Annotated in this window: 33 protein-coding genes and 1 tRNA gene; 15 read left to right on the forward strand and 19 right to left on the reverse strand. The window is 62.7% G+C overall.

The features are described 5' to 3' along the window. Positions 1-47 precede the first annotated feature (47 nt). The 5 genes from mazG (at position 48) to AAG799_RS03095 (ending at position 2,524) form a co-directional block, all read left to right on the forward strand. Complete coding sequence (gene mazG, locus AAG799_RS03075) at positions 48-872, forward strand: nucleoside triphosphate pyrophosphohydrolase (RefSeq protein ID WP_341894324.1); 825 nt, start codon at positions 48-50, stop codon at positions 870-872. Positions 873-1,159: 287 nt separating this feature from the next. After that, positions 1,160-1,396 (forward strand): CsbD family protein, encoded by a 237-nt coding sequence (locus AAG799_RS03080; RefSeq protein ID WP_341894360.1) that lies wholly within the window; start codon positions 1,160-1,162, stop codon positions 1,394-1,396. Positions 1,397-1,477: 81 nt separating this feature from the next. Continuing rightward, positions 1,478-1,735: a CsbD family protein gene (locus tag AAG799_RS03085; RefSeq protein ID WP_341894325.1), complete on the forward strand. Its 258-nt coding sequence runs from the start codon at positions 1,478-1,480 to the stop codon at positions 1,733-1,735. Positions 1,736-1,783: 48 nt separating this feature from the next. Next, positions 1,784-2,098 (forward strand): hypothetical protein, encoded by a 315-nt coding sequence (locus tag AAG799_RS03090; protein WP_341894326.1) that lies wholly within the window; start codon positions 1,784-1,786, stop codon positions 2,096-2,098. A gap of 15 nt (positions 2,099-2,113) precedes the next feature. After that, positions 2,114-2,524 carry a hypothetical protein gene (locus tag AAG799_RS03095; RefSeq protein WP_341894327.1) on the forward strand — a complete coding sequence of 137 codons (411 nt, stop codon included), beginning with the start codon at positions 2,114-2,116 and terminating at the stop codon, positions 2,522-2,524. Here the strand turns inward: AAG799_RS03095 and AAG799_RS03100 are convergent. Next, on the reverse strand, positions 2,501-3,505 hold the full coding sequence (locus AAG799_RS03100) for a GlxA family transcriptional regulator (protein WP_341894328.1): 1,005 nt from the start codon (positions 3,503-3,505) through the stop codon (positions 2,501-2,503). The genes AAG799_RS03095 and AAG799_RS03100 overlap by 24 nt on opposite strands. Positions 3,506-3,560: 55 nt before the next feature. Here AAG799_RS03100 and AAG799_RS03105 point away from each other — a divergent pair, with 55 nt between their 5' ends. Both AAG799_RS03105 and AAG799_RS03110 read left to right on the forward strand, forming a co-directional pair. Next, complete coding sequence (locus tag AAG799_RS03105) at positions 3,561-4,277, forward strand: DJ-1/PfpI family protein (protein ID WP_341894329.1); 717 nt, start codon at positions 3,561-3,563, stop codon at positions 4,275-4,277. Beyond that, on the forward strand, positions 4,274-5,260 hold the full coding sequence (locus AAG799_RS03110) for a tripartite tricarboxylate transporter substrate-binding protein (protein ID WP_341894330.1): 987 nt from the start codon (positions 4,274-4,276) through the stop codon (positions 5,258-5,260). Before AAG799_RS03105 ends, AAG799_RS03110 begins: the two co-directional genes overlap by 4 nt. Positions 5,261-5,335: 75 nt before the next feature. On the opposite strand, the gene ssb is transcribed toward AAG799_RS03110, so the two are convergent. Continuing rightward, a complete protein-coding gene (gene ssb, locus AAG799_RS03115; RefSeq protein WP_341894331.1) occupies positions 5,336-5,839 on the reverse strand; it encodes a single-stranded DNA-binding protein in 504 nt (167 codons plus the stop codon). A gap of 111 nt (positions 5,840-5,950) precedes the next feature. On the opposite strand from ssb, the gene uvrA reads away from it, so the two are divergent. From uvrA to trmFO, 4 genes are read left to right on the forward strand one after another with little or no spacing between them, the layout of a single operon-like run. Then, positions 5,951-8,839 carry an excinuclease ABC subunit UvrA gene (gene uvrA / locus AAG799_RS03120; RefSeq protein ID WP_341894332.1) on the forward strand — a complete coding sequence of 963 codons (2,889 nt, stop codon included), beginning with the start codon at positions 5,951-5,953 and terminating at the stop codon, positions 8,837-8,839. 24 nt (positions 8,840-8,863) lie between these two features. Further along, complete coding sequence (locus AAG799_RS03125) at positions 8,864-9,268, forward strand: heme-binding protein (RefSeq protein WP_341894333.1); 405 nt, start codon at positions 8,864-8,866, stop codon at positions 9,266-9,268. Between the two features lie 12 nt (positions 9,269-9,280). Next, positions 9,281-9,865, forward strand: a complete 585-nt coding sequence (locus AAG799_RS03130) for a regulatory protein RecX (RefSeq protein WP_341894334.1) — start codon at positions 9,281-9,283, stop codon at positions 9,863-9,865. Continuing rightward, entirely contained in the window at positions 9,852-11,210 is a 1,359-nt protein-coding gene (gene trmFO, locus AAG799_RS03135) for a methylenetetrahydrofolate--tRNA-(uracil(54)-C(5))-methyltransferase (FADH(2)-oxidizing) TrmFO (protein WP_341894335.1), read from the forward strand. The genes AAG799_RS03130 and trmFO overlap by 14 nt, the downstream gene beginning before the upstream one ends. On the opposite strand, the gene AAG799_RS03140 is transcribed toward trmFO, so the two are convergent. After that, entirely contained in the window at positions 11,207-12,034 is an 828-nt protein-coding gene (locus AAG799_RS03140) for a squalene/phytoene synthase family protein (protein ID WP_341894336.1), read from the reverse strand. The two genes, trmFO and AAG799_RS03140, sit on opposite strands and share 4 nt — an antisense overlap. A 219-nt stretch (positions 12,035-12,253) precedes the next feature. Between AAG799_RS03140 and AAG799_RS03145 the strand changes: the two genes are divergently transcribed. Next, positions 12,254-12,832: a urate hydroxylase PuuD gene (locus AAG799_RS03145; RefSeq protein WP_341894337.1), complete on the forward strand. Its 579-nt coding sequence runs from the start codon at positions 12,254-12,256 to the stop codon at positions 12,830-12,832. 62 nt (positions 12,833-12,894) lie between these two features. Here the strand turns inward: AAG799_RS03145 and AAG799_RS03150 are convergent, their stop codons facing one another. The 5 genes from AAG799_RS03150 to yajC form a co-directional block, all read right to left on the reverse strand. Then, on the reverse strand, positions 12,895-13,530 hold the full coding sequence (locus AAG799_RS03150; protein WP_341894338.1) for a VOC family protein: 636 nt from the start codon (positions 13,528-13,530) through the stop codon (positions 12,895-12,897). A gap of 134 nt (positions 13,531-13,664) precedes the next feature. After that, positions 13,665-14,039 (reverse strand): Mth938-like domain-containing protein, encoded by a 375-nt coding sequence (locus AAG799_RS03155; protein ID WP_341894339.1) that lies wholly within the window; start codon positions 14,037-14,039, stop codon positions 13,665-13,667. 21 nt (positions 14,040-14,060) lie between these two features. Continuing rightward, on the reverse strand, positions 14,061-15,017 hold the full coding sequence (gene secF, locus AAG799_RS03160) for a protein translocase subunit SecF (RefSeq protein ID WP_341894340.1): 957 nt from the start codon (positions 15,015-15,017) through the stop codon (positions 14,061-14,063). Positions 15,018-15,027: 10 nt separating this feature from the next. Further along, the gene (gene secD / locus AAG799_RS03165) at positions 15,028-16,638 is read right to left on the reverse strand and encodes a protein translocase subunit SecD (RefSeq protein WP_341894341.1); all 1,611 of its coding nucleotides are present in this window, start codon (positions 16,636-16,638) and stop codon (positions 15,028-15,030) included. A gap of 83 nt (positions 16,639-16,721) precedes the next feature. Continuing rightward, positions 16,722-17,072, reverse strand: coding sequence for a preprotein translocase subunit YajC (gene yajC, locus AAG799_RS03170; RefSeq protein ID WP_341894342.1), 351 nt, complete (start codon positions 17,070-17,072; stop codon positions 16,722-16,724). A 244-nt stretch (positions 17,073-17,316) separates the two neighbouring features. On the opposite strand from yajC, the gene AAG799_RS03175 reads away from it, so the two are divergent. Further along, complete coding sequence (locus tag AAG799_RS03175) at positions 17,317-17,529, forward strand: heavy metal-associated domain-containing protein (RefSeq protein ID WP_341894343.1); 213 nt, start codon at positions 17,317-17,319, stop codon at positions 17,527-17,529. Here AAG799_RS03175 and AAG799_RS03180 read toward each other — a convergent pair. The 9 genes from AAG799_RS03180 to AAG799_RS03220 all read right to left on the reverse strand — a co-directional run bounded on the left by AAG799_RS03180 (position 17,526) and on the right by AAG799_RS03220 (position 22,945). Next, positions 17,526-17,951, reverse strand: a complete 426-nt coding sequence (locus tag AAG799_RS03180) for a hypothetical protein (protein WP_341894344.1) — start codon at positions 17,949-17,951, stop codon at positions 17,526-17,528. The two genes, AAG799_RS03175 and AAG799_RS03180, sit on opposite strands and share 4 nt — an antisense overlap. 178 nt (positions 17,952-18,129) lie before the next feature. After that, positions 18,130-18,206 (reverse strand) — tRNA-Pro (locus AAG799_RS03185). 130 nt (positions 18,207-18,336) lie between these two features. Then, positions 18,337-18,819 (reverse strand): MerR family transcriptional regulator, encoded by a 483-nt coding sequence (locus tag AAG799_RS03190; RefSeq protein ID WP_341894345.1) that lies wholly within the window; start codon positions 18,817-18,819, stop codon positions 18,337-18,339. Positions 18,820-18,849: 30 nt separating this feature from the next. Then, positions 18,850-19,179, reverse strand: coding sequence for an integration host factor subunit alpha (locus tag AAG799_RS03195; RefSeq protein ID WP_341894346.1), 330 nt, complete (start codon positions 19,177-19,179; stop codon positions 18,850-18,852). Between the two features lie 131 nt (positions 19,180-19,310). After that, positions 19,311-20,282: a beta-ketoacyl-ACP synthase III gene (locus tag AAG799_RS03200; protein ID WP_341894347.1), complete on the reverse strand. Its 972-nt coding sequence runs from the start codon at positions 20,280-20,282 to the stop codon at positions 19,311-19,313. Then, positions 20,279-21,370 carry a phosphate acyltransferase PlsX gene (gene plsX, locus AAG799_RS03205; RefSeq protein WP_341894348.1) on the reverse strand — a complete coding sequence of 364 codons (1,092 nt, stop codon included), beginning with the start codon at positions 21,368-21,370 and terminating at the stop codon, positions 20,279-20,281. Before plsX ends, AAG799_RS03200 begins: the two co-directional genes overlap by 4 nt. A gap of 41 nt (positions 21,371-21,411) precedes the next feature. After that, positions 21,412-21,597 carry a 50S ribosomal protein L32 gene (rpmF, locus tag AAG799_RS03210; RefSeq protein WP_341894349.1) on the reverse strand — a complete coding sequence of 62 codons (186 nt, stop codon included), beginning with the start codon at positions 21,595-21,597 and terminating at the stop codon, positions 21,412-21,414. A 114-nt stretch (positions 21,598-21,711) separates the two neighbouring features. After that, positions 21,712-22,281, reverse strand: a complete 570-nt coding sequence (locus tag AAG799_RS03215) for a DUF177 domain-containing protein (protein ID WP_341894350.1) — start codon at positions 22,279-22,281, stop codon at positions 21,712-21,714. A 115-nt stretch (positions 22,282-22,396) separates the two neighbouring features. Further along, on the reverse strand, positions 22,397-22,945 hold the full coding sequence (locus AAG799_RS03220) for a ubiquinol-cytochrome C chaperone family protein (protein ID WP_341894351.1): 549 nt from the start codon (positions 22,943-22,945) through the stop codon (positions 22,397-22,399). A 98-nt stretch (positions 22,946-23,043) separates the two neighbouring features. On the opposite strand from AAG799_RS03220, the gene bamE reads away from it, so the two are divergent. Beyond that, entirely contained in the window at positions 23,044-23,490 is a 447-nt protein-coding gene (bamE, locus tag AAG799_RS03225) for an outer membrane protein assembly factor BamE (RefSeq protein ID WP_341894352.1), read from the forward strand. A 12-nt stretch (positions 23,491-23,502) separates the two neighbouring features. On the opposite strand, the gene cobT is transcribed toward bamE, so the two are convergent. Then, the gene (gene cobT / locus AAG799_RS03230) at positions 23,503-24,522 is read right to left on the reverse strand and encodes a nicotinate-nucleotide--dimethylbenzimidazole phosphoribosyltransferase (protein WP_341894353.1); all 1,020 of its coding nucleotides are present in this window, start codon (positions 24,520-24,522) and stop codon (positions 23,503-23,505) included. A gap of 91 nt (positions 24,523-24,613) precedes the next feature. Between cobT and cobS the strand changes: the two genes are divergently transcribed. After that, positions 24,614-25,465: an adenosylcobinamide-GDP ribazoletransferase gene (gene cobS, locus AAG799_RS03235; protein WP_341894354.1), complete on the forward strand. Its 852-nt coding sequence runs from the start codon at positions 24,614-24,616 to the stop codon at positions 25,463-25,465. Between the two features lie 67 nt (positions 25,466-25,532). On the opposite strand, the gene AAG799_RS03240 is transcribed toward cobS, so the two are convergent. Beyond that, positions 25,533-26,102: sodium/proton-translocating pyrophosphatase (locus tag AAG799_RS03240; RefSeq protein WP_341894355.1), on the reverse strand; the 570-nt coding region annotated here is incomplete at its 5' end.

The following is a 26,102-nucleotide window of genomic DNA, read 5'->3' on the forward strand; positions in this document are numbered from 1 at the left end:
GACCGGAGTATTTGCGGCATGCTGGGTCATTGATTCCCGAGGCCCGCATGACTGCTCCCCACGACCTTTCCAGCCTGGCTGAACTGTTGCGCATCATGGCGCGACTGCGCGATCCGAATGGCGGCTGCCCCTGGGATCTTGAACAGTCTTTTGAGACCATTGCACCCTACACGATCGAGGAAGCCTACGAGGTCGAAGATGCCATTGCCCGCAACGACATCGTCGGGCTGAAGGATGAACTCGGCGATCTGCTGCTGCAGGTCGTGTTCCATGCCCGCATGGCCGAGGAAGCCGGCCATTTCGCCTTTCCCGATGTGGCCGCCGGCATCGCCGACAAGATGATCCGCCGCCACCCGCATGTGTTCGGCGATGTGGATGCCAAGCATGCGGATGCCGTGTCCACCAACTGGGAAGCCATCAAGGCCGCCGAACGCGCCGCCAAGGCCGAGGCGCTGGCTGACCAGGGGCTGTCGCCGGTACTGGCCGGCGTCACCGCCGGGCTGCCAGCCCTGCTGCGTGCCGTGAAGCTGCAGAACCGGGCCGCACGGGTCGGCTTTGACTGGCCCGACAAAGGCCCTGTTGTTGCCAAGATTCGTGAAGAGCTGGATGAGCTTGAAATCGAAATCACATCGGGCACGGCAGCCAGAATCGAAGAAGAGTTCGGCGATTTCCTGTTTGTGGTGGCCAATCTGGCGCGGCATTTGAAGCTCGACCCTGAAGCAGCCATGCGCGCAGCTAACAGGAAGTTTGAGCGCCGCTTTAGCCAGATGGAAGCTATTTTGAAGGCTGCAGGTAAAGACTTGACCGATTGCGATCTGGCGACGATGGATGTTGCCTGGAATACCGCTAAGGCAATGGAAAAGAAGGCGTAATCCGTCTCTTTCCGGCGGCCGCCCAGCGGCTGCCACACAATCGCCCCCTGATGACCCCGGTATCGCCATGCCAATCCTCTCATATGGCATAGACGGGCTTTGTTGAATCAAGCACTTGCCCGCTTCTCGTGGCTGCACCCCTGCAATCCGTATGGGAACTTTTCGCAGCCGCAAAAGGTTTGGTACACGCCCTTCCGAAATCGGGGCCATCACAGTCACAGGAGGATTTCACCATGCGCAAGATCGCAATCGCCGCCATTTCTGCCCTCGCCCTGTCGGCCGCCGCCATGCCACCGGCGGTCTATGCCGCCAGCAGCGGCACCTGGGACCAGGTTGAAGGCAACTGGAACCAGTTCGCCGGCAAGGTAAAGCAGCGCTGGGGCAAGCTGACCGATGACGATGTCACCGTGATCAATGGCAAGCGCCAGGAGCTGGTCGGCAAGATTCAGGAACGCTACGGCATCGCCAAGACGGAAGCCGAAAAGCAGGTGGATGAGTGGCAGAAGACCCAGTCCGTCCGCTAGCGCTTCCGTAACGGGTCCATGGCGGGCGGCCGCAGCTTTCGGCCGCCCGCCATTTTCGCCATTCATCCATTGGAGTTCCCCATGAAAGACCGTCTTGAAGCCAATGTGAAAGCCGCTCTGCCGTCCTGGGATCGCATCGCTGGCAACTGGAAGCAGTTCGCCGGAAAGGCCCGCGAACGCTGGGGTGAGCTGACCGACAGTGATGTCGATGTCATTGCCGGCCGCCGCGAGCTGCTCGTCGGCAAGATCCAGGAGCGCTATGGCATCATCACCGACCAGGCTGAACGCCAGGTTGCTGCCTGGATGAACGAGGTGGCCGAGACCAAGCGCCGGCACTAGGCAACCCGCCCCGCCGGCCACAGAAATCACACAAACAGGAGTTCCATCATGGCAACTGCCACCCGCACCCGCCGCCGCGCCCTGTCCCCTGAAGCCGAGCTTGCCGAGTTGCGCGGCCAGGTCGTCGATATCGGCAGCGAGATCACCGCCCTGATCGGCCGCGCCAAGAAAGACGGCTCGGCGCTTGCCGAGGCCGAACTGACCCAGCTGCAGAACCGGATTGTTGAACTGGGCGGCGACCTGAAGGATCGCGGCCGCGAGGCGATCGATCGCATTGAGGAAACCGTGCAGGACCATCCGGCCGGCAGCCTGCTGGCGGCCTTTGCCGCCGGTGCGCTGATTACGCTCCTGCTTCGCAAGTAACATGAGCGTGCCACGATGAGCACTTTGGCAACCCTGCTGCCCGGCTTGCTGCTGAGCGGGCTGCAGGCGGCTGCATCGAAACGGCAACGGCGGCGCATGATCGTCGTTGCCGCGCTCGGTGTCGTCGCTTTCGCCGTGCTGTCGGCCAGCTGCATCCTGTTCGGCTGGGCCCTGTTCCTGGCCTATGGCGTCACCATGGCGCCGCATTGGGCAGCGGCAGCGGCTGGCGCTACACTGGTCGGCGTCATTGTCATCCTCGGTATTGTCGCAGCCCTGGTCTGGACCTACTGGCCGAGCCATGGCCTGCAGGACGAGATCGACAGAATCCGGCATGAAATCGAGCCGCTGGCACGCAAGCATCCGCTGGCCAGTGTCGGGGTGGCGGTAGGTCTCGGCGTGCTGCTAACGTCGCTTCTGAAACGCTGATCCCTTGCGCGCGCCCACCTGTCGCAGCTGTGCCGGCGTGAAGCCGTACAGCCGCTTCAGGGCGCGACGCATGCTGCTTTCACTGTCGAAGCCAGCCTTGGTGCCGACGCGCGCGATCGACAGGCCGGTGCTTTGCAGCAGTACCTGTGCACGTTCACAGCGAATGCGTTCCACGACTTCAGCCGGCGTCGCCCCCGTGGCACGGCGGAACTGGCGATGGAAGGTGCGCACAGTCTGCCCCGCCGCTGCCGCCATGTCTTCGATACGCCAGCGCGCCGCCGGCCGGTTGGTGATGGCATCCAGCAGTTTGCTGTACGTCTTCGCCCCCTCGGTCGATTGCAGGATCAGCGGTTCGCTGAACTGACGCTGATCGCCGGGTCGCTTCATATAGACCACCAGACGGCGCGCCACCTTGAGCGCCACCTCGGTGCCGTTATCGGCTTCGATCAATGCCAGAACCATATCGATGCCAGCCGTAACGCCCGCCGTGGTCCAGTATGACCCGTCGCGCAGATAGATCGGGTCCTCCTCCACTTTGAGCGCCGGATACTCCTCCGCCAGCCGGCGACAGGCGCGCCAATGCGTCACCACGCGCCGGCCATCCAGCAGCCCGGTTTCCGCCAGCAAAAACGCACCGGTGCAGACACCGCATTGCCGCCTGGCGCGCCGCGCCAGATTGCGCACAGCCGCGACCAGTGGTGTGGACTGCCGCGCGTCATAGACACCGGGGCCGCCGGGCACAATCAGCGTGTCCAGTTTCACGGCCTTGTTCAATCGCTGCGTGGACAGCGAAACCCCCGAGGCGGTGCGCACATTGCCGCCGGTCCGGCTCAGCAACTGCACGGCATAGCGCGGTTTTGCCAGCTCTTCATTCGCTGTTGTCAGTGCCTGCAATGGCCCTGCCACATCGAGAATCTGCACGCCATCAAAAACAATGATACCGATTTTCAGCATTGGCAGGATTTGCTCGCTCTTTGTCATTCATGCCACTGCCTAAATTGCTAGCATGCCAACACACAGCAGTCGAGGATTGACAATGACAAAGAATTTTCTGGTAAATGTTTTGCTTGTACCGGACATGGTGCAGCTGGATATGACCGGCCCTTATGAGGTGTTATCGCGTGTGCCCGGATGGCGTATCGAAATCATCTCTGCCGATTTGCAGCCGGTGCGCACAGATCGCGGCCTGCGCATCATGCCGACCATGACACGCGATGCGGCCGGGCCCGCCGATCTTCTGGTCATTCCCGGCGGCACCGGCATTGACCATGCCATGATCGACCCCGCCTGGGTCGCATTCGTGAAGCAACAGGCAGAAGCCGCGCGCTACGTGTTTGGTATCTGCACCGGTTCAATGCTGCTTGCTGCAACGGGTTTGCTGAATGGCCGCCGCGCCGGTGCGCATTGGCAGGCGCGCGATCTGCTCAGCCGCTTTGGCGCCATTCCGGTACACGACCGCATGGTGGTCGACGGCAAATACTTCACGTCTGGCGGCGTGACCTCCGGGATCGATATGGCGCTGAAAGTGGTCGCCGAGATCATGGGCGATGAAACCGCGCAGAAGATTCAGCTCTCCATCGAATACGACCCTGCCCCCCCGTTTCCGGGTGGCACGCCGTTTACCTCTCCGCACGCGATTGTTGCCGCCGTGCTTGAGGCGGGTGCGACGCGCCGCAAGGACCGCGAAGCCATGGTGGATAAGGCTGTTGCGGCAATGCACAGAAACCAAAACAGAGAGGCAGAAAAACCATGACCCAGACCAGAAACCGATTAGTCCTTGCCGTGCTTGCAGTCTTTGGCTTTTGCGAGGCCGCACTGGCCCAGGACAAATATCCCTCCCGGCCGATCACTATCGTTGTGCCATTTGCGGCCGGCGGACCACTGGATGTGTCAACCCGGGTGATGAGTGTCGCGCTGACGAGCACGCTGGGACAACCCATCGTCATCGAGAATGCATCGGGCGCTGGCGGTTCCATCGGCGCGGGTCGCGTAGCCCGCTCGACACCTGATGGCTATACCCTGCTGATGTATCACATCGGCACGGCAACGACGCCGGCACTGTATCGCGGCAAACTCAGCTACGATCCGATTAAGGATCTCACCCCGGTTGCCTTGGTCAATGACGGGCCGATGGCTTTCGTTGCCAAGCCCAACGCACCGCCGACCAATCTCAAGGAATTCCTGGCCTATGCGCGCAGCCAGGGCAGCAAGTTCAATCTGGGCCATGCCGGCATCGGCGCGGCGTCGCATCTGTGCAGCGTGCTGTTCCAGAAAGAGATCGGCACCCAGGTGACGACAATCCCCTATCGCGGCACCGGCCCGGCGATGGCGGCCCTGCTGAGTGGTGAGATTGACGCAATCTGCGATGTGGCCAGCAATGCCACGGGGCAGATTCGCGCCGGCGCATTGAAGGCCTATGCCGTGACCGGCACCAAACGCCTGCCGGCCATTCCCGATACACCGACGGTGGCCGAGGCCGGGGTTCCCACCCTGGCGATGACCAACTGGAATGCGATGTTCGCGCCGAAGAATACGCCAGCCCCGATTGTTGAACGGCTGGTCGCGGCGCTGGGTGTGGCGCTGAAAGATCCGACCGTGGTGCAGCGCTTCGCCGAACTGGGCACCATGCCGATCGACGCCGCGCCGACGGCAGCGCAGGTGCTGAAGGACCACCTGGCGGCCGAAACCGCGCGCTGGACACCGATCATCGAACAGTCGGGGCAGTTCGCCGAGTGACGGCTCAGGCCCGGCCATGAAAAAAGGCGCAGCTTGCGGGCTGCGCCTTTTTGCTGTTCGAGAGCCTGGAAGGGCTCAGAACGGAATTTCGTCGTCCATGTCGTCGCGGCGCGGGGCCGAACCGCCGCCGCCGCCAGACCGGCCACCGCCGCCGCCGCCGGATGGCGGGGCGCTGCCGTAATCGTCGCCGCCGCTGCTGAAGCCGCCACCGCCCCCGCCGCCGCCTTCACGACCGTCCAGCATGGTCAGTTCGCCACGGAAGCGCTGCAGCACCACCTCGGTGGTGTATTTCTCGGCGCCGTCCTTGTCGGTCCATTTGCGGGTCTGCAGCGAGCCCTCGATATAGACCTTGGAGCCCTTCTTCAGGTAGGACTTGGCAACCTTGACCAGATTCTCGTTGAAAATCACGACCCTATGCCATTCGGTGCGCTCCTTGCGCTCGCCTGAGGCCTTGTCTTTCCAGGTTTCCGAGGTGGCCAGGGACAGCTGGGCAATCTCTTCGCCCGATTGCATGCTGCGGATTTCGGGGTCACGCCCTAGATTACCGACCAGGATCACCTTGTTGACGCTGCCAGCCATATCTTAACCCCTATCCGTTCACGAAGTGATCTTGTACCATGAGTCGGGCGTATAATGAAAGCCCGGCCCGAAAAGCGCAATAATCGGCCCCCCAGATACGGCGTTTATCCCATGCAGAAGTTCATCTCGGTTCGCGGTGCCCGTGAGCACAATCTGAAGAATGTGGATGTCGACATCCCGCGCGACAAGCTGGTCGTCCTGACCGGCCTGTCGGGCTCGGGCAAGTCCTCGCTCGCCTTCGATACGATCTATGCGGAGGGCCAGCGGCGGTATGTCGAATCGCTCTCGGCCTATGCGCGCCAGTTCCTCGAACTGATGCAGAAGCCCGATGTGGATCATATCGACGGCCTCAGTCCGGCGATCTCCATCGAGCAGAAGACTACCTCGAAGAATCCGCGCTCGACGGTCGGCACCGTCACCGAGATTTACGATTATCTGCGCCTGCTGTTTGCCCGCATCGGCGTGCCCTACTCACCCGCCACCGGCCTGCCGATCGAAAGCCAGACCGTGAGTCAGATGGTCGACCGCGTGCTGGCAATGCCGGAAGGTACGCGCCTGCTGATCCTGGCCCCCATCGTGCGCGGCCGCAAAGGTGAATACCGCAAGGAGCTGCAAGATCTGCAGAAGCGCGGCTTCCAGCGCGTCAAAGTCGACGGCAAGCTGCATGAGATCGCCGAGGTGCCGGCGCTCAACAAGAAGCTGAAACACGATATCGAGGTCGTGGTCGACCGCGTGGTGGTGCGCAGCGACATCAAGACCCGGCTGGCGGATTCCATCGAGACGGCACTGAACCTGGCCGATGGCATCGCCTTTGCTGAAAACGCCGACAAGGACGAGCGTACCATTTTCTCGGCCAAGTTCGCCTGCCCGGTCTCGGGCTTTACCATCGAGGAAATCGAGCCGCGGCTGTTCTCGTTTAACAGTCCGCATGGCGCCTGCCCCACCTGCGACGGCCTCGGCTCGAAGATGTATTTCGATGCCGCCATGGTGGTGCCGGAGGAAGGCATCTCGCTGAAGGAAGGCGCCATCGTGCCGTGGTCGCGCGCGGCCACGCCCTCGCCCTACTATCTGCAGACCCTGGAAGGCCTGGCGAAGTTCTACAAATTCTCGCTGAACACCAAATGGAAGGAGCTGCCGGCCAAGACCCGCAATGCCATCCTGCATGGCTCAGGCGAGGATGTGGTGCCGATCAGCTATGACGACGGTATGCGAACCTATACGGTGAAGCGGCCTTTCGAGGGCGTGCTGCCGAACCTGGAACGCCGCTGGCGCGAGACCGAGTCAGACATGATCCGCGAGGACCTGTCGCGCTACCAGTCGGCTACCGCCTGCGAAACCTGCAATGGCTATCGCCTGAAGGCCGAAGCCATGGCGGTGAAGGTGGGTGGCCTGCATATCGGCCAGACCTGCGAATTCTCCATTCTGGAAGCGCGTCAGTGGTTCCTTGACCTGACCAAGAAGCTGAAGCCCAAGGAAAAGGATATCGCGGCGCGCATCCTGAAAGAAATCAACGACCGGCTCGGCTTCCTGGTCAATGTCGGCCTCGATTACCTGTCGATGTCGCGCTCGTCGGGCACGCTGTCGGGTGGTGAAAGCCAGCGTATTCGCCTCGCCTCGCAGATCGGCTCAGGGCTCACCGGCGTGCTCTATGTGCTGGACGAGCCTTCCATCGGCCTGCATCAGCGCGACAATGCCAAGCTGCTTGAGACGCTGGTACATCTGCGCGACATCGGCAACACCGTGCTGGTGGTGGAACATGACGAGGAAGCGATCCGGCAGGCGGATTACGTGATCGACATGGGCCCGGCCGCCGGCGTGCATGGCGGCGAGATCATCGCCGAGGGCACGCCAGCCGACATCATGGCTTCGAAGAAATCCATCACCGGCCAGTATCTGACTGGCGCCCGTTCGGTGGCGATCCCAAAGCAGCGCCGCAAGCGCGTCATGAACAAGCAGCTCAAGGTGATCGGCGCCAAGGCCAACAACCTGCAGAATATCTCGGTCGATTTCCCGCTTGGCATCTTCACCTGCGTGACGGGCGTATCCGGCGGCGGCAAGTCGACGCTGACCATCGAGACGCTCTACAAGGCGCTGTCGCGCAAGCTGAACAACAGCCGCGAACTGCCTGGTGCGCATGAGCGGATCGAGGGTCTGGAATGGCTCGACAAGATCGTGGATATCGACCAGTCGCCGATTGGCCGCACGCCACGCTCCAACCCCGCCACTTATACCGGGGCCTTCGGCCCGATCCGCGACTGGTTTGCCGGCCTGCCGGAGGCCAAGACGCGCGGCTATGCGCCGGGCCGCTTCTCGTTCAACGTCAAGGGCGGCCGCTGCGAGGCCTGCCAGGGCGATGGCCTGATCAAGATCGAAATGCACTTCCTGCCTGACGTGTATGTGCAATGCGACGTCTGCAAAGGCAGGCGCTACAACCGCGAGACGCTGGAAATCCACTACCGCGACAAGTCGATTGCCGATGTGCTGGACATGACGGTGGAGGACGGTGCTGCCTTCTTCAAGGCTGTGCCGACCATCCGCGAGAAGCTGGAAACGCTGAACCGCGTCGGACTCGGCTATATCAAGATCGGCCAGTCGGCTACGACTCTTTCGGGTGGCGAGGCGCAACGCGTCAAGCTGGCCAAGGAGCTGTCCAAGCGCGCCACCGGCCGCACGCTCTACATCCTGGACGAACCGACCACCGGCCTGCATTTCGAGGATGTGCGCAAACTGCTGGAAGTGCTGCACGAGCTGGTCGATTCCGGAAACACCATGATCGTGATCGAGCATAATCTCGAAGTGATCAAGACGGCCGACTGGATTGTCGATATGGGCCCGGAAGGCGGCAGCGGCGGTGGCCGTGTCGTTGCCCAGGGCACGCCGGAGGATGTCGCCAAGGTCAAGGACAGCTATACTGGCCAATATCTGAAAGAATATCTCAAGCCGGCGGCGCAACGCAGCGAGCCGCCGACCAAGAAATCACGCCGTGATGCGGCGGAATAACCACGCAGAGAAGGATCGCTATCGATGATTACGCGTAAAGCCCTGACGCTCGCTGATGTGCAGGCCATTGCCGCCGGTGCCGAGGCAGAGGCCAAGAAGAACGACTGGAAGGTCAGCATCGCGATCACCGACGATGGCGGCCATCTGCTGCATTTCCAGCGCCTGGACGGTGCGCCGGTGCAATCGACCTTCATCAGCCAGGGCAAGGCCAAGGCAGCCGCCTTCTCGCGCAAGCCGACCAAGGCACTGGAAGAGATCGTCGGCAATGGTCGCAATGCCTTCCTCTCGGTACCGGACCTGGTCCTTCTGGAAGGTGGCGAGCCGATCATCGTGGATGGCGTCTGCATTGGCGCCGTCGGTGTATCCGGCGTGAAATCGAGCGATGATTCCGTGATCGCCCGCGCCGGTATCGCCAAACTTGGCGTCTGACGCATCTTTGCCATGACCGGCGGCCGCCAGCGGAAAGTCCCGAAGAAGATCACCCCGGGATATCTGGAAAAAGCGGCTCTGTTCTATCTTGAACGCTACAGCAGCTCGGCGGGGAATCTCCGCCGGGTGCTGAACCGCAAGATCGGCAACTCGATCCGGGAACATGGTGCGCCGACCAAAGAGGAAGCCGCCGGCTGGGTTGCCGAGCTGATCGCAAAGCTGCAACGCAGCAAGCTGTTGGACGACAAGGCCTATGCCGAAAGCAAGGTCCGGCGTCTCTATGCCGAGGGCAAGGCGCTCGGCCGTATCCGTCAGACCCTTGCCGTAAAGGGCGTGGGCAAGGAAGATGTCGCCGCTGCATTGGAACGGCTGGAAGCCGAAAGCGATGTTCCGGTTTCCGACCTGCCGGCCGCTGCAGCCTTTGCGCGGAAACGTAAACTGGGGCCTTACCGCAGCGATCCGCAAGAGCGACGCGACATGCGGCAGAAGGATCTCGGCGCCCTGGCGCGCCGGGGCTTCAGCCAGGCCATTGCCATGAAGATTTTGAGCGCCGACAGCGTCGCCGCGCTTGAGGAGATGATCCATGACGCAGACTGAACCCGTTCACGTGATTGGCGGCGGCCTCGCCGGCTCGGAGGCCGCCTGGCAGATCGCCCGCATGGGCGTGCCCGTGGTGCTGCATGAGATGCGGCCCGTGCGCAAGACTGATGCCCATAACGGCGAGGGCCTGGCCGAGCTGGTCTGCTCGAATTCCTTCCGCTCCGATGATGCCGAAAGCAACGCCGTCGGCCTGCTGCATGAGGAGCTGCGGCGCTGCAACTCCCTCATCATGCGCGCGGCCGAAGTGGCGAAAGTGCCTGCCGGCGGCGCGCTGGCGGTCGACCGCGACGTCTTCTCCGGCGAGGTACAAAAGGCCATCGAGGCCGAACCGCTGATCGAGTTGCGCCGCGAGGAAATCGCCGGCCTGCCGCCGGCCGACTGGGACAGTGTCGTGGTCGCCACCGGGCCACTCACCTCGCCACCGCTGGCCGAAGCGATCCGCACGCTCACCGGCGAACAGAGCCTCGCTTTCTTCGATGCCATCGCGCCCATCGTGCATCGCGACAGCATCGACATGGACAAGGCCTGGTTCCAGTCGCGTTATGACAAGGTCGGGCCGGCCGGCGATGGCGCCGATTATATCAACTGCCCGTTCGAGAAGCCCAACTACCTCGAATTCCATGCCGCCCTGCTGGCGGCGGAAAAAACCGAATTCAAGGAATGGGAAAAGAACACGCCCTATTTCGAGGGCTGCCTGCCGATCGAGGTGATGGCCGAACGCGGGGCCCGCACGCTGACCTTCGGTCCGATGAAACCGGTCGGGCTCACCGATCCCAAAACCGGCCGCAAACCCTATGCCGTGGTGCAACTGCGCCAGGACAACAAGCTGGGCACGCTGTTCAACATGGTCGGCTTCCAGACCAAGATGAAGCATGGCGAGCAGACCCGCATCTTCCGCATGATTCCTGGTCTGGAGAATGCGCAATTCGCCCGCCTCGGCGGCATCCACCGCAACACCTTCCTCAACTCGCCCAAGCTGCTCGACACCCAGTTACGGCTGAAGGCAATGCCGAGCCTGCGCTTTGCCGGCCAGGTCACCGGCGTCGAAGGTTATGTCGAGAGCACGGCCATCGGGCTGATCGCGGGCCGCATGGCAGCGGCGCAGCGCCTCGGGCATGAGCAGGCCCCGCCGCCGCCGACCACGGCGCTGGGCGCGCTGCACAGCCACATCACTGGCGGCGCCGATGCCAAACATTTCCAGCCGATGAATGTGAATTTCGGCCTGTTCCCGCCGCCGTCTGCCGATGTACGCAAGGAAGACCGCAAACGGTCGCTCTCCCGCCGTGCCCTCGCCGATCTCGCCAGCTGGCTCGGCGGCGCGGCCCCGGCTGCCGCGGCCTAGATCCGGCCGCGCACAGAGGCCCAGAGCAGGCGCAACTGCCGTGCCAGCGGCGTGACGCGCGCTTCGGCCAGCAGCGGATCGTAGTCGCTTCGTTTCAGCGCCCTGAGATACAGGCCGACAAGCGCGGCCGGCAGCACGGCCGGCAAAGCCGCCCGCGCGATCCTGTGCCGGCGCGCCGCCTGCAACAGGTCCGCAGCTTCACCGGCCACCATCGTCATGGCCGGCCGCAACGCCGGCCCGCACTCGGTCTGATAGGTGGCTTCCGGCGTCAGACCCTGTGCGGCCAGCAGGTCGGCCGGCAGCATCACGCGCTGTCGCGCCAGCAGATGCGGCATGGAACGCAGGATGCCGGTCAAGGCATAGGCCGTGCCGGCGGCGCGCAGCATCACCTCGTCCGCCGTTGCACCGAGACACTGCACGGCAAGTTTCATCAGTGGAACGGATGTCGCTTCGGCATAGGCTTTCAGGGCCGGCAGGTCCGCGAAAGGCTGCTCCTCCATGTCGCGTTCGCGCGCGTCGATCAGGGCGAGCACGGTATCAAGGTCGAGATCCCGGCAATGGTCATACAGCGCCAGTACCACCGGATGCTGTCGTGGCGTGCCGGCCCTGATGCCATCCCAGGCCTCGCGCCACCATTGCAGGCGGATCTGGCCGATCATCGGCTGGCTGACGCTTTCACGTGCCCGCGCGATCTCGCTGTTGAACGCGTAGAGCGCGAACAGGGCGGGACGTCTGGCATCCGGTGCGAACAACGCACTCAGCCAGCGATCCGGATCAAGCCGCTGCAGGTCGCGGCCGCAGTGTTCAGCCGGCGAGTCGGTCATGCAGAAAGCCCGTCAATCGGGGAAGATTGCTTGTCGACACCATGATTTATGGTAGCCTCACGACTGCGAATCAGGGTGTTGCACGCAGACACGGTGATCGATTCGTCCTTCCCCTGCCCCATGTTCCATGCACAGGGGCTTCATCGAGCGCCGTCCTGCGAATCTGCAACACATCCCTTACCGGGCAGACCCTGAACAGGAACAACAAGGACCAGCATCATGGCAAAGATTCTCGAAAACCTCTACAAGGCGCTGGGCGCCGGCGTCGTTCTGGCGCTGGTCGTCTTCTTCCTTGTCCACCGCAGCTTTGATGCTGCCTTCGTCAGCTTCTTCTTCCGCTGGCTGCATGTGCTGTCGGGCATCCTGTGGATCGGCCTGCTCTGGTACTTCAACTTTGTGCAGATCCCGACCATGCCGAAGATTCCGGCCGAGCTGAAGCCCGCCGTGGGCAAGTTCATCGCCCCCGAGGCGCTGTTCTGGTTCCGCTGGTCGGCACTGGCCACCGTGATTACCGGCCTGGTCCTGTCAATCCTGAATGGCTATGGCCACCAGGCTTTCGCCATGCAGGAAGGCAGCCGCACCATCGGCATCGGCATGTATCTCGGCCTGTTCATGGCGGCCAATGTCTGGTTCGTGATCTGGCCGAACCAGAAGAAGGCGCTGGGCATCGTGCCGACCGACGACGCCAGCAAGGCCAAGGCGGCCCGTGTCGCCATGCTGGGCTCGCGCACCAACTTCATGCTGTCGATCCCGATGCTGTATTGCATGGTCGCGCAGCAGAATGGCGGCGCCTGGTAAGGCGTCCTCCATCAGAACGAATGAGGGCGGCCTTCACGGGCCGCCCTTTTTTTACCTGCGGATCAGGCCACGCCGCTGAAGGCGATCAGGTTGCCGTCCGGATCCCGCACGATGAACATGCGCGCCCCCCATGGTTCGGTCCGCAGGAGTTGGTGGAAAGTCGCCCCTGCCGTCTGGAATTCCAGAAACAGCGGCTTGGCATCATCCAGCGTGATGCTGGCCGATAACGCATCCTTCTCCCGGGCACGGAAGTCTTCATCAAAAGCAGGCCGGTAGACTTTGCGCAGGTTCAGGCGCGCCCCATCGCGAACGACCTGGGCATAGAACGGCGGCTCGCCATAGGTGAAGGCGATCTGGAAGCCGAGCTTGCGCGTGAAGAAATCACAGGAAACTGCGATATCCGCCACGAACAGCTGCGGTTCTGCGGCCAGTATTGTCGTTGGTGCGATTGAGGATTCAGCAGGTGTCATGGTTGCAAGTCCTTGCTTGAGGGCCTGCCAGTTCTCGAAACCGGATTTCTTCGCCACCAGATTCTGGGCATCCGCCAACTTGAATGGCTGGTCCAGGATTTCCCGGTCATTGAGGTGATGAAAACGGGCGACAAACTGCCTGATCTGTGCCGCGACCGGGAAATAACGGTCACGGTGCCAATGCAGATACAACTTGGCCTGTTTTCTGAGGTTCTCGAGATTTGGCATGAGCGCACTACGGTTGGAGTTCGTAGGCGGGCATCGCCCCTCCGGCCGCAGCCCCTCGGGGGTCTCGGCCGATGCGCCCTACCGGCGCGCAACTATTCTAGGATGGCGCCGCCGCGCTGGTCAATCGCGTCTTATCAGACCGGGATCAGGGCGGCAGCCACCCGGCGCCCCTCGCCCATCAGCAGGTTATAGGTGCGGCAGGCAGCGCCGGTATCCAGCGCCTCGATGATCAGACCGCGAGCCCGGATCTCGGCACGCAGCGCCTTGTTGATGAAGACCATGCTGGGGCCGCAGCCGATCAGCAGCAGCTCGACCGCCGGGTCCATGGTGAAGACCGGCTCCAGAGATTGCGCTGTCAGCGCTGCGATATCGGCAAGACCCCAGGGCATCGTCTGCCCGGGAAACACCAACACGGACTCGGTCCAGTGCTTACCGGTGATGCGGAAGCCGCCATCGCCATAGGCGTTGATCGACTGGCGATCCGTCGGAATGCGCGGCAGCAGGTCCATGATCCCGCTCCCTGGTCCGCCTTACGGGCGCTGGGCCGCCGCCTTGGCTTCGGCCTGCTCGGACGGCTGGCCGCGCCGCAGGCGGTTTTCGCCCAGGAACAGCAGGATCGGCGCCGCGATGAAGATCGAGGACGAGGTTGCCAGCACGATGCCGAACAGCAGCACAAGGGCGAATTCACGCACCGCCTCGCCGCCGAACAGCGCCAGCGGAATGGTCGACAGGAACACGGTCAGCGATGTGTTGACCGTGCGGTTCAGGGTTTCGTTGATGCTCTTGTCGATCAGCTCGCGTAGCGGCAGGGTCTTGTACTTGCGCAGGTTCTCGCGCACGCGGTCGTAAACCACCACCTTGTCGTTGACCGAAAAGCCCATCACCGTCAGCACGGCGGCAATGGCGACCAGGTTGAACTGGATGTCGGTGATGACATAGAAGCCGACGGTTTTGGTGACGTCGAGCACCAGCGTGACAATGGCGCCGATGCCGAACTGCCATTCAAAGCGGAACCAGATGTAGACCAGCATGGCCAGCAGGGCGAGGCCCATGGCCAGCATGCCATCACGGAACAGGCCTTCGGATACCGATGCGCCCACAGCTTCAACCCGGCGGATTTCAGTGCCGGGATAGGCCTGGGTCAGGGCACCGCGCACCTTGTCTGCCGCCACCTGGGCGGCACTGTCTTCGGTGCCCTGCCGTTCCAGGCGGATCAGCACGTCATTCGGGCCACCGAACTGCTGCAGCGCCGAATGGCCAAGATTCAGGTTGCCGATCAGGCTGCGCAGAGCCGGAAAATCGGCCGGCTGCTGCAGGCGGGCTTCGATCACGATGCCGCCCTTGAAGTCGATGCCGTAATTCAGGCCCGGATAGAAGAACAGGATCACCGACACGACAGACAGGAAAGCCGACATGGCGAGGCCGATCACGCGGCCCTTCATGAAGGGATAGGCTGTGTTATCGGGAATCAGGCGGAGCTTGTACATGCCCGTCTCCTTACACCGGCAGCAGGGTCGGCCGGCGCTGCCGCAGCCAGGTCACCATCATCAGGCGGACCAGCACGGTAGCAGTGAACATCGAGGTGAGAATGCCGATCGAGATGGTGACGGCGAAGCCCTTCACCGTGCCGGAGCCCAGCGAATACAGCAGCGCCATCTTGATCAGCGTGGTGACGTTGGCATCAAAGATGGTGCTGAAAGCGCGGCTGAAGCCGGCCGACATGGCCGCCATCGGCGATTTGCCCAGCTTGGTTTCCTCGCGAATGCGCTCGTTGATCAGCACGTTGGCATCCACCGACATGCCGAGTGTCAGCAGCAGGCCCGCGATACCCGGCAGCGTCAATGTCGCCTGCAGCATCGACATGGCTGCCAGCGTCATCACCAGGTTGACCAGCAGGGCCACATCGGCAAACAGGCCGAACAGGCCATAGGCCAGCACCATGTAGATCACGACCAGGCAGGCCGCGACGCCAATCGAGATCAGACCGGCGCGGATCGAGTCCTCGCCCAGATCGGGACCGACGGTACGCTGCTCGACCACCTTCAGCGGTGCCGGCAGGGCGCCGGCACGCAGCAGCACGGCAAGGTCGTTGGCGCCCGTGACGGTGAAATTGCCGCTGATCTGACCCGAGCCGCCGAGGATCGGTTCGCGGATCACCGGAGCGCTGAGCACCTTGTTGTCGAGCACGATGGCAAAGGGCTGACCGACGGCCTGCTGTGTGATGTCGGCGAAGCGTTTGCCGCCAGCCGTATCGAAACGGAAATTGACAATCGGCTGGCCGCTGCGCTGGTCGTAGCCGGCCTGGGCATCGACCAGATTCTCGCCGGCAACTTCTACCTTGCGCTTGACGACATAACGTTCCTTGCCGCGGCCATTGCTCTCGCCTTCGAGAATTTCGGAGCCCGGCGGCGCCGGCGCATTCGGATCCGCGCCGGTATCCACCATGCGGAAGGTCAGTTTCGCGGTGGTGCCGACCAGTTCGATCATACGCTGCGGATTATCGATGCCCGGCAGCTGAACCAGGATATGCGTATTGCCCTGACGCTGGATGGTCGGTTCGGACACGCCGGTCTGGTCGATACGGCGCCGCACGATCTCGATAGACTGCGTCACGGCATTACGCGCGCGTTCCTGCAGTGCTGCTTCCGACAGTGTCATGCGCAGCTGGCCATCGGGCGTGGCCGTGACGTCCATATCGGTCTGGGCGCTGCCGAAGCCGAGGCCAGCGGTGCTCTGCACCGGCAGGGCCAGCTTGACCAGCAGCTGGCGAGCCTGCTCGGCCTGAGCCGGATCGCGCAGGCGCAGCGTTACGCTGTTCGTGCCAGATACACCCAGATTGGTGTAACCGATGCGGGCGGTACGCATTTCATTGCGCGCGCCTTCAACCAGTGCTTCCAGCCGCTCGCGCAGCACCACCGAAGTATCCACTTCGAACAGCAGATGCGCGCCACCGCGCAGATCGAGACCCAGGCTGATCTGGCGCTTGGGCAGCCAGTTGGGCCAGGTCGCGACGGTCGCGGCGGGGAAGAAGCTTGGAATGCTGAAGGCCACACTGACCAGGCAGGCCAGTGCGATCAACGCAATCTTCCAGGGCGCAAAATACATCATCGGCGTATCACATCTTCAGGCAGTCAAAACGGGCGGCGTCATGATGGCGCCGCCCGCAGTCATAGGCTGTCGTCGCCTGACGATCAGCTGGCCTTGGCTTCGGCCTTGTCTTCGTCATCGACATCGCCACCCTTCGAGCGGACTTCGCCGATGGTGCCCTTCAGCACCTTGACCTTGACGCCATCGGCGATCTCGATCTGCAGGATGCCGTCTTCCTGAACCTTGACGATCTTGCCGATGATGCCGCCTGCGGTGGTGACGATGTCGCCACGACGCACGGCTTCGATCATGGCCTTATGTTCCTTCATCTTCTTCTGCTGCGGACGGATCAGCAGGAAATAGAAAACGACGAAAATCAGGACCAGCGGCAGCAGCGAGGTCAGCATGTCGGTGGTGCCACCGGTCGCCTGCGCATAGGCCTCGGAAATCAGCATGAAATAGCTCCCTGTCGATGATTGGGCCGCTGCGGTCCCCGTCGGTATCGGGGCTGCGCGGCGCGAGAGCGGGACTATAGCCGGGGATACCCCAATTGCAAGTATCGGCGCCGTGCAACTCCTGGCCGAGCATGAGGAAAAATCGAGCAGGATCAATCATCTGCACAGGCCGCCTTGATCCGCGGGGATAGCCGGAACAGCGTCCCGGCCCTATAGTGTGGTGCAGTCCCGTTCGGAGTTCGCCATGTATGTTTTGAGTATTGAAGGCATGACCTGCGAGGCCTGCAAACGCGCGATCAGCACTGCGATCGGCCTCGCCGCCCCCGGCATCCCCTTTGAGGTCGACCTCGCCCGCAACCAGGTCCGTTTCAACACCCTGCCGACCGTGGCTCAGGCAACGGTGCGCAATGCGATCCGCGATGCCGGCTACGGTATCCTGGAAACCGGCAACCGCTAGTTCGGCAGCGCCCGCAGCCACAGCAGGGCAACCTGCCGGTCGGCGAACAGGCGATGGGTCGAGCGCGTAAACAGAATACTGACGGCCTTGACCACCAGCGCGAAAAACGGATCAGGGCTGATGTAAGCCACGCGCGACGGCGTATCGCTTTTGCTGCCCCAGTCGGCCATCTGGCTGAGTCCCTTGATGGCAGACCAGTCGATACGACCATGGAAGTCTGACACATCAACCAGGGTCGGCATTTCAGTCTGGATCCAGCCGGCGGTGAAGCCCTGCTGCATGGCCTGATAAATCTTTCCGGTCTCGGGAGCCCCGACCACCTCGATCAGCAGCAAACCGCCTTCGACGCGGATATCGACATAGTCGGCCCGGTCGCCCAGGCGAACCTCGGTCGTCGGAGTGGATAAATCCTGCGCCTGCATTGCCCCTCCGAGTCCGTGATGAACCGGTTGCAGGCAGTGGAGCGCCCGTATGGTTAATATTGCATTAGACGCATAGGTGGTGCATCCGGAAAAATCGGGTTGTATCCGAATATCCGGCCAATACCGGGCGTGAGACGCGCCCGCACAGGCTTGGATGGATGGGGCTGCAGGAAAGAATTGGTCGGACTGGCGGGATTTGAACCCACGACCCCTTGTCCCCCAGACAAGTGCGCTACCAGACTGCGCTACAGTCCGACCGGGCTTTGCAAGGCGGCCGGGTAAGCAGGCGGCGTTGCGAAGCGGCGCGCACTATAACCACGCCCTCCCCCGGGCGCAACCACGCCAAAACCCTTGAAAATACTGGATCGTAGCGCGCTGGCTCCGCTCAGCGATTCTGGCGGGCCATGATGTCGGCGTGGATGCCTTCCAGTTCCTTCAAGCAGCTTTTCAGTGCCTGCTTGAGGCTGCCCATGTCATTGAGAAGGTCGAAGGGAATGCCGATCTGGCGCTGGTCGGATGCAGGCTTCGCAGGCGGGGCCGGTGGTGCCCCGGCCGGGCTCGGCTTGCCGCGGGCGCGCACGGCTTTGGCCAGGCCGCCCTCGCGCAGGAGCTTCTGGACGCCCTTGATGGTGTAACCCTGCTCATGCAGCAGGGCACGGATTTCGGCCAGAAGGGCAATGTCCTCGCCGCGGTAATAGCGGCGACCGCCATTGCGCTTTACCGGCCGGACCTGGTGGAATTTCTTTTCCCAGAAACGCAGCACATGCTGCGGCAGATCCAGCTGTTCGGCGACTTCGCCGATGGTGCGGAAGGCTGCTTCGGTTTTACTTCTGGAGAGTTTTTCCGGTGCTTCGAACTGAGTCGCCATCAAACACAATCATACAGGGAAAACGGCAGCTTACGAACCGCTTTTAACCTGCAGCGACGCGACATGCATGCCGGCGTTGATTTTTTCTTTCAGCACATGGCTGGCGCGGAAAACCAGCACTTTGCGCGGATCGATCGGGACTTCCTGACCGGTTTTGGGGTTACGGCCCATACGCCCGCCCTTCGAACGCACCTGGAAGGTGCCGAAGGACGAGATCTTGACCATATGATCGGCGATCAGGCTGTCGATGATTTCGTTCAGCACGGTTTCCACCAGCTGGGCGGACTCGCTGCGCGAGAGGCCAACCTCCTGGTAGATCGCTTCGCTGAGTTGCGCCCGCGTCAGGGTATTCTCGCTCATCGCCAACGCCCCTTTTTCTAAATTTTGTAGGGATGACGCTAACTTAAGCCCAAGCGGCCGTCAACAAGACGTTCGGCGAATCATACCCCCGAATCAGGGGCTTGGCCGGAATCGGGGTCTGGAAACGGGCTTTACCAGCGCACCAGGGCACTGCCCCAGGTAAAACCGCCGCCCATGGCCTCCAGGAGCACGACCTGGCCGGGCTTGATCCGGCCATCGGCGGTCGCCTCGGCCAGCGCCAGGGGCACCGATGCGGCCGAGGTGTTGCCATGGCGATCGACGGTCAGAACCACCTTGTCGGTGTTCATACCCAGCTTACGGGCAGTGCCGTCAATAATCCGTTTGTTGGCCTGATGCGGCACCAGCCAGTCGATCTGGTCGGCGGTCATGTCGACCGCGGCCAGGGTTTCCTTCACCACATCGGCAAGATTGACCACGGCGTGGCGGAACACTTCCTTGCCCAGCATACGCAGCTTGCCGGTCGTCTGGGTGCTGGAGGGACCACCATCGACATAGAGCAGGTCGTGGTGACGGCCATCGGAATGCAGATGGGTGGTCAGTACGCCGCGATCCTCGACCGTGCCCCTGCCCTCCTGCGCCTGCAGCACAATCGCGCCGGCGCCATCGGCAAACAGCACGCAGGTGGTACGATCGGTCCAATCGAGGATGCGCGAGAAGGTTTCGGCGCCGATCACCAGCGCGGTCTTGGCCTGGCCGGCCTTGATGAAATTATCCGCGGTGGCGAGCGCGTAGATGAAACCCGAGCAAACCGCCTGCACATCGAAGGCAAAGCCGCGCGTCATCCCCAAGCCGGTCTGTACGCGGCAGGCCGTGGCCGGAAATGTCTCATCCGGCGTGGCCGTGGCCAGCACGATGAGATCGACATCGGCAGCGGTCAGCCCGGCATTCGCCAGTGCGGCCTGCGAAGCCTTCAAGGCAAGATCGGATGTCAGCTCGCCATCGGCGGCGATATGGCGCTGGCGAATGCCACTGCGCTCGATAATCCACTCATCGGATGTATCGACGATCTTGGCGAGATCGGCATTGGTCAGAATCCGCTCTGGCAGATAACTGCCGCACCCCACCACAACCGAGCGAATCATCCAGCCCTCACACCCGACTCTTGTTCGTCCTGGGCAGCACCGCCACTCACCGGCTGCTTGACCAGTGATTCGGCGAAGGCGCCCGAGAAATCGGCCTTGATACGGTCGATCAGGCGATCCTGCGCCATATCGATGGCCAATTCCAGCGCCGAGGCGAAACCGACATCGTCGGTGCCGCCATGGCTCTTCACGGTAATGCCGTTCAGACCGAGCAGCACGCCGCCGTTGTAAAAGCGTGGATCCATGCGATCGCGCAGCATTGCCAGACCGGCGCTGGCAAACAGATACCCGATCTTGGTGAAGATCGAGCGCTGGAACGCCGAACGCAGCAACGAAGACATCAGCTTCGCCGTGCCCTCCACCGTCTTCAAAGCGATATTGCCGGTGAAGCCATCAGTGACGATCACATCGACACTACCGCCGCCGATATCGTTGCCTTCGACAAAGCCGACGAACTCGAAGGGCGGATTCTTGACGGCGCGCAGAATCTCCGCAGCGGCCTTCACTTCGTCATGGCCCTTTACGTCTTCAACGCCGACATTCAGCAGGCCCACGCGCGGGCGATGCCGGCCGAGCGCCGAATGCGCAAGATTTGCGCCCATGACGGCAAACTGCACCAGATTCTTGGCGTCGCATTCGACATTGGCGCCAAGATCGAGAACGACCGTCTCGCCCTTCTGGGTCGGCAGGAATGAAGCAATGGCCGGGCGCTCGATGCCCGGCAAGGTGCGCAACACGAATTTTGCCATCGCCATCAGCGCGCCGGTATTGCCCGACGAAACCACCGCCTGTGCTTCGCCATTGGCGACGGCATCGATGGCCAGACGCATGCTGGTGTTGCGGCCACGGCGCAGGGCCTGGCTCGGCTTGTCGTCGCTGGCGACCTGTTCGGCGGTATGCCGCAGCTCGCTGCGATCTTTCAGCGCCGGGAATTTGCGCAGCAGGGGTTCGACCTGCGCGGCATCACCGAACAGGATATACTTGACCTGCGGGAAACGCGTGAGCAGTGCTGCGGCGCCCTTGATCACCGCGTCGGGGGCATGGTCCCCGCCCATGGCGTCGAGCGCAATCGTCAAGGCCGCGGTCATCCCGTTGCCTGCGATCGTTCAGTGCGAATGCCTGAGCGGGCTCAGGCGGCAGCCGTCTTTGCCACGACTTCGCGGCCGTCATAATGACCGCAGGCGCCGCACACATGGTGGGGGCGCTTCAGCTCACCGCAATTCGAGCATTCGACATGGGCGCTGGTCTTCAGCGCATCATGCGAACGGCCCTGATCGCGGCGGGACTTCGACTTCTTCTTCTTCGGAACGGCCATGACACATCTCTCTCACAATTCGCACGGTGCGGTTCGCGTAACGCGTTGTCCCGCCCCGGCTCAGAATCCCCGCCTATATACTCTCGGTGCGCCCGGGGGCCAAGCGCTTTCGCCTCAATCCTTTTTCGCCATCTTCAGCTTTGCCAGAGCGGCAAAGGGGCTGACTTTGGCATCCACTTCCACATCCGGCTTGTAGCCGTCCGGCAGCCCCGCTTCGGGCTTGCGCGGATAGGGGTTCAGCCCTAGCGCCAGTTCCTCGGCCACCACGGCACCGAGATCAATCTGCCCCCCGATGATCGGGTCGGCCGGATCATCCGCTTCCGGATCCAGCCATTCCGCCTCATCCTCGGCCAGATCGGCCTTGGGTGCGACGGCGGTTTCCGGCGCGAAGTGCCTTACAAACGCTTCGCTTACCACCTCGCGCACCGGCTCCAGGGACGTCACGCAGGCCTGGTCCACCTCGGCTTCCAGCCGGCCGCTCACCTGATACTGGCCGGCAATACCCGGCTCCGGAAAGACCCGCAGATCGGCTTTCAGAGCCAATACAGCAAGAATACGCATCCGTCGGGCCAAGGCGACGCAGGTGGCCTGGTCGGCCTCCAGCTGCACATGCAGCCCCTGGGGACCGATCCGGTCGACCTCGACGACATGGCTGAATTCCTTGCCAGGTTCGTCCTTCGACACGGCAAATTCCTCATGCAGCCTGCCCATCCGGGCCGTTTTTGGCAGTCCGGCGGTCAAGGCGGCGGAACATAGGGGCAAGTGCCGCAGCGGTCAACCGCTGCGGGGGCAGATCCCGTCAGGTCGGCGGCGGTAGAAAATCCACGTTTCCGGCCAAAATACTGTCATCAGGCTGCTGTGCCAACTGCTCGTCGGCCATGCGCATATAGGCCGCCACGGCCACCAGTCCCGCTGCAGGGGGCTGACTCGTGCCATACAGGTTGCGAGTCAGGGCCTCTGCCAGGACACGATCATCCTCGGCATTCAGGCCTGCCTCATAGGCCTCGACCCTGCCGAAGAAGGCCTGGGCCATGACTTTGACCCGCTTGCTGACGCCGAGATCGCCCACGCCGATCTCGCGCAGGCTGTTGTCCATATCGGCAAATTGCAGATCGAACAGCTGCTGGCTCAACTCTTTCGCGGCTTCGCTACCGCTACGGCGCAGCCGGCGCATGACCAGAAAGCTGTGCAGCACGATCATGTCGAAACGGCCATCCAGACTGTCGGGGACACCGTGGCGGTCATAGAAGGCCGGCTGCCGGGCCTGCGCCACGATCTGGCGATACAGCATCACCGCCGCGGTCTCGTTATGCTTTCCACTGAGGTATGAGATAAGCCGGTTAAGCATATGCCTTTGCTTTATAAAAGCTGGTGTTTACTGCGGTCAGTTTGCGTTTCGGGGCGGGTGAAGATAATATGCGGCCCGCGTTATAGCGAGTCTTCCGCATGTCGATCCGTTTTGCTGTCATTGCCGCCGTATTGCTTCTTGGGGCTGCCGCCTGTGCGCCCCGGCAGGATTATCGCGGCATCACGATCGAGGAAGAGAAGGTCAACCTCGTCAAGGTCGGCCAGAGCAGTGAAGCTCAGGTCAATGCCCTGCTGGGTTCACCCTCCACGATTTCGACTTTCCCCGACTGGGGCACGGTCTATTACTACATCTCCAGCCAGACCGACACGGTGGCCTTCCTGGCGCCAGAGCTGATTGACCAGCAGGTGCTTGCGATCGCCTTCGACAAGGACAGCAAGGTCAAGGAGATCAAACGCTACGGCCTCAAGGACGGCAAGCAGATTGCTTTCGTCGATCGCGAGACGCCGACGCGTGGCAAGGAACTGACGTTCCTTGAACAGCTGTTCGGCAATCTCGGCCGCTTCAACTCGACTGGCGCCAAGTAGCGGCCTCCCGCTTTACGCGCGATTGCTGACGCTCGCCTCGGCAAAGGTCGCCATGCCGGCATGGCAGGCGACCGCGGCCTTGAGCAGCCCCAGCGCTACCGCCGCCCCCGACCCCTCGCCCAGCCGCATGCCAAGATCGAGCAGCGGCTGCTGATCGAGAAGCTGCAGCAGGCGGCGATGCCCGGGCTCGGCTGAGACATGCCCGGCCATGCAATGATCAAGGCCATCCGGCACAAGCCTGGCCAGCACGGCTGCTGCCGCACCGACAACAAACCCGTCCAGCAGCACGGCGATGCGGCGCTGGCGCGCCACCAGCAGTGCCCCAAACAGCGCGGCAAGCTCGCGGCCGCCGACCCGGCGCAAAGCTTCGAGCGGATCGCCGAGCGACGGACCATGGAATGACAAAGCTGCATCGACCGCGGCAAGCTTCGCCGTGAGCGCCGCGCCGACCACACCGGTGCCCGGCCCGACCCAGCTGGCCGCATCGCCGCCATACAGCGCAGCAGCGAGTGCTGCGGCCGCTGTTGTATTGCCGATGCCCATCTCGCCCAGAATGACCAGATCGGCCTGCGCGGGTACGGCGGCAGCGCCCCGGTTGATCGCATCGAGCAGGGCTGCATTGTCCATCGCCGGCGCCACAGTGAAATCGGCGGTGGGATTCTCAAGATCGAGTGCCGTGACCGAAAGTGCCGCGCCATGCAGCCTGGCCAGTTGATTGATCGCGGCCCCGCCATGCTCGAAATTCGCCACCATCTGAACCGTGACCTCGGCCGGATAGGCGGAGACCCCCCGGGCCGTGACACCGTGGTTGCCGGCAAAGATCAGAATGCTGACCGCGTCGAGCTGCGGAACGGCACGCCCCTGCCAGCCGGCAAGGTGCTCGACGCAGCCCTCCAAACGCGCCAATGCGCCGGTCGGCTTGGTCAGCTCGGCATCACGTTTTTTTGCCGCCGCCATGGATGCAGAATCAACCGACGGCAACTTTGCCACCGCCGCGATAATCCCTGCCCGGTCCTGAAAAACATCCGTCATGTTTCGGTCACGCCTGCCACGTTTCGCCCATGCTTCGCCTCAAGGCTGCCAGCGTGCTATAAGCTACGGCAATCTCCGCCGCAACGCAGTCATGACCGATAGCCCCCAGACCCAACAACCGCGCCGCAGGCACCGCTGGCTTGGCGACCTGCGCCTCGCCCTGATGCTGCTGACCCGGCTGCCGCTGCCGGCAGGCCGGAGCATGTCTGCACCCGGCGCGGGCGATGTCGCACGCGCGGCCTGGATTTTTCCCCTGATCGGTATACTGGTCGGCCTGTGCGGCGGCGGCATCTTCATGGTCGCCAGCAGCCTGGGACTTGGCATATCGAGCGCCACCCTTCTGGCAATGGGCAGTCAGATCCTGCTGACCGGCGCCCTGCATGAAGACGGCCTGGCCGATATGGCCGATGGCTTCGGCGGCGGTCGCAGCCGCGAGCGCAAACTCGACATCATGCGCGACAGCCGGATCGGCACCTATGGCGTGATTGCCCTGGTGCTGGCCTTTTCCCTGCGCTTCTCCGCATTGCAGGAACTGGCCAGCAACCTGCTGCCGATCAGCGACGAGGTTGACGAAATGATCAGCCACAATGCCGCCATCACCGTGGCACTGGTCCTGTCCGGTGCACTGTCGCGCGCGGCCATGGCCATGGCCTGGTATCTGTTGCCGGCAGCGCGCAGCGACGGCCTCGCCGCCAGCAGTGGCACGGTGCCGTTTGGCGCTGCGCTTGCCGCCGTCCTGCTCGCCGTAGCCATAGCCATTCTGCTGCTGCCGGGGCTGGGCTTTGTCATCGTCTGCGCCACGGTGGCGGTCCTGACATTTGCGGTGGCCCTGATCGCCTACTGGCAGATTCGCGGCCATACCGGCGATGTGCTGGGCGCCATACAGCAGGTGACCGAGATCGGTGCCCTGCTGGCAATCAGCATCACAACGCTGGCGGTCTGATCAATCCATGACCTGAAATGAAAAGGGCCGGGTTTCCCCGGCCCTCTCCGTTTCCATTCGTCTTGTCTCAGCCGTGCGCCAGAATGGCGAGCAGCAGAAGCGCAACGATGTTGGTGATCTTGATCAGCGGGTTCACGGCCGGACCGGCCGTGTCCTTGTAGGGGTCACCGACAGTATCGCCGGTCACGGCAGCCTTGTGGGCATCGGAGCCCTTGCCGCCATGATGGCCTTCCTCGATGTACTTCTTGGCATTGTCCCACGCACCGCCGCCCGCCGTCATCGAGATGGCGACGAAGATACCGGTGACGATCACGCCGAGCAGCATCGCACCCACAGCCGCGAAGGCTGCAGCCTGGCCGGCGATCACATTGATGATGAAGTACAGCACGATCGGGCTGAGCACCGGCAGCAGGCTCGGAATGATCATTTCCTTGATCGCCGCCTTGGTCAGCAGGTCGACAGCCTTGGAGTAGTCAGGCTTCGCCGTACCTTCCATGATGCCCGGGATCTCCTTGAACTGACGCCGCACTTCCACGACGACCGAACCGGCCGCGCGGCCGACCGCCGTCATGCCCATGGCGCCGAACAGATACGGCAGCAAACCGCCGATCAGCAGGCCAACCACGACATACGGGTT

Origin of the sequence: Ferrovibrio terrae (genome assembly GCF_943371255.1) — a bacterium.
GTDB classification, from domain to species: Bacteria; Pseudomonadota; Alphaproteobacteria; order Ferrovibrionales; family Ferrovibrionaceae; genus Ferrovibrio; species Ferrovibrio terrae_B.

Excerpts from the sequence above, each read along its gene's own strand:
- mazG (WP_341894324.1), top strand. The coding sequence starts at position 48 with ATGACTGCTCCCCACGACCTTTCCAGCCTGGCTGAACTGTTGCGCATC.
- secD (WP_341894341.1), bottom strand. The coding sequence starts at position 16,638 with ATGATGTATTTTGCGCCCTGGAAGATTGCGTTGATCGCACTGGCCTGC.
- AAG799_RS03175 (WP_341894343.1), top strand. The coding sequence starts at position 17,317 with ATGTATGTTTTGAGTATTGAAGGCATGACCTGCGAGGCCTGCAAACGC.
- AAG799_RS03085 (WP_341894325.1), top strand. The coding sequence starts at position 1,478 with ATGAAAGACCGTCTTGAAGCCAATGTGAAAGCCGCTCTGCCGTCCTGG.
- plsX (WP_341894348.1), bottom strand. The coding sequence starts at position 21,370 with ATGACCGCGGCCTTGACGATTGCGCTCGACGCCATGGGCGGGGACCAT.
- AAG799_RS03180 (WP_341894344.1), bottom strand. The coding sequence starts at position 17,951 with ATGCAGGCGCAGGATTTATCCACTCCGACGACCGAGGTTCGCCTGGGC.
- secF (WP_341894340.1), bottom strand. The coding sequence starts at position 15,017 with ATGTACAAGCTCCGCCTGATTCCCGATAACACAGCCTATCCCTTCATG.
- AAG799_RS03195 (WP_341894346.1), bottom strand. The coding sequence starts at position 19,179 with ATGAGCGAGAATACCCTGACGCGGGCGCAACTCAGCGAAGCGATCTAC.
- AAG799_RS03145 (WP_341894337.1), top strand. The coding sequence starts at position 12,254 with ATGGCAAAGATTCTCGAAAACCTCTACAAGGCGCTGGGCGCCGGCGTC.
- AAG799_RS03220 (WP_341894351.1), bottom strand. The coding sequence starts at position 22,945 with ATGCTTAACCGGCTTATCTCATACCTCAGTGGAAAGCATAACGAGACC.
- cobS (WP_341894354.1), top strand. The coding sequence starts at position 24,614 with ATGACCGATAGCCCCCAGACCCAACAACCGCGCCGCAGGCACCGCTGG.
- cobT (WP_341894353.1), bottom strand. The coding sequence starts at position 24,522 with ATGACGGATGTTTTTCAGGACCGGGCAGGGATTATCGCGGCGGTGGCA.
- AAG799_RS03090 (WP_341894326.1), top strand. The coding sequence starts at position 1,784 with ATGGCAACTGCCACCCGCACCCGCCGCCGCGCCCTGTCCCCTGAAGCC.
- uvrA (WP_341894332.1), top strand. The coding sequence starts at position 5,951 with ATGCAGAAGTTCATCTCGGTTCGCGGTGCCCGTGAGCACAATCTGAAG.
- AAG799_RS03125 (WP_341894333.1), top strand. The coding sequence starts at position 8,864 with ATGATTACGCGTAAAGCCCTGACGCTCGCTGATGTGCAGGCCATTGCC.
- AAG799_RS03110 (WP_341894330.1), top strand. The coding sequence starts at position 4,274 with ATGACCCAGACCAGAAACCGATTAGTCCTTGCCGTGCTTGCAGTCTTT.
- AAG799_RS03095 (WP_341894327.1), top strand. The coding sequence starts at position 2,114 with ATGAGCACTTTGGCAACCCTGCTGCCCGGCTTGCTGCTGAGCGGGCTG.
- rpmF (WP_341894349.1), bottom strand. The coding sequence starts at position 21,597 with ATGGCCGTTCCGAAGAAGAAGAAGTCGAAGTCCCGCCGCGATCAGGGC.
- bamE (WP_341894352.1), top strand. The coding sequence starts at position 23,044 with ATGTCGATCCGTTTTGCTGTCATTGCCGCCGTATTGCTTCTTGGGGCT.
- AAG799_RS03130 (WP_341894334.1), top strand. The coding sequence starts at position 9,281 with ATGACCGGCGGCCGCCAGCGGAAAGTCCCGAAGAAGATCACCCCGGGA.
- ssb (WP_341894331.1), bottom strand. The coding sequence starts at position 5,839 with ATGGCTGGCAGCGTCAACAAGGTGATCCTGGTCGGTAATCTAGGGCGT.
- AAG799_RS03080 (WP_341894360.1), top strand. The coding sequence starts at position 1,160 with ATGCCACCGGCGGTCTATGCCGCCAGCAGCGGCACCTGGGACCAGGTT.
- AAG799_RS03105 (WP_341894329.1), top strand. The coding sequence starts at position 3,561 with ATGACAAAGAATTTTCTGGTAAATGTTTTGCTTGTACCGGACATGGTG.
- trmFO (WP_341894335.1), top strand. The coding sequence starts at position 9,852 with ATGACGCAGACTGAACCCGTTCACGTGATTGGCGGCGGCCTCGCCGGC.
- yajC (WP_341894342.1), bottom strand. The coding sequence starts at position 17,072 with ATGCTGATTTCCGAGGCCTATGCGCAGGCGACCGGTGGCACCACCGAC.
- AAG799_RS03150 (WP_341894338.1), bottom strand. The coding sequence starts at position 13,530 with ATGCCAAATCTCGAGAACCTCAGAAAACAGGCCAAGTTGTATCTGCAT.
- AAG799_RS03155 (WP_341894339.1), bottom strand. The coding sequence starts at position 14,039 with ATGGACCTGCTGCCGCGCATTCCGACGGATCGCCAGTCGATCAACGCC.
- AAG799_RS03200 (WP_341894347.1), bottom strand. The coding sequence starts at position 20,282 with ATGATTCGCTCGGTTGTGGTGGGGTGCGGCAGTTATCTGCCAGAGCGG.
- AAG799_RS03140 (WP_341894336.1), bottom strand. The coding sequence starts at position 12,034 with ATGACCGACTCGCCGGCTGAACACTGCGGCCGCGACCTGCAGCGGCTT.
- AAG799_RS03100 (WP_341894328.1), bottom strand. The coding sequence starts at position 3,505 with ATGACAAAGAGCGAGCAAATCCTGCCAATGCTGAAAATCGGTATCATT.
- AAG799_RS03190 (WP_341894345.1), bottom strand. The coding sequence starts at position 18,819 with ATGGCGACTCAGTTCGAAGCACCGGAAAAACTCTCCAGAAGTAAAACC.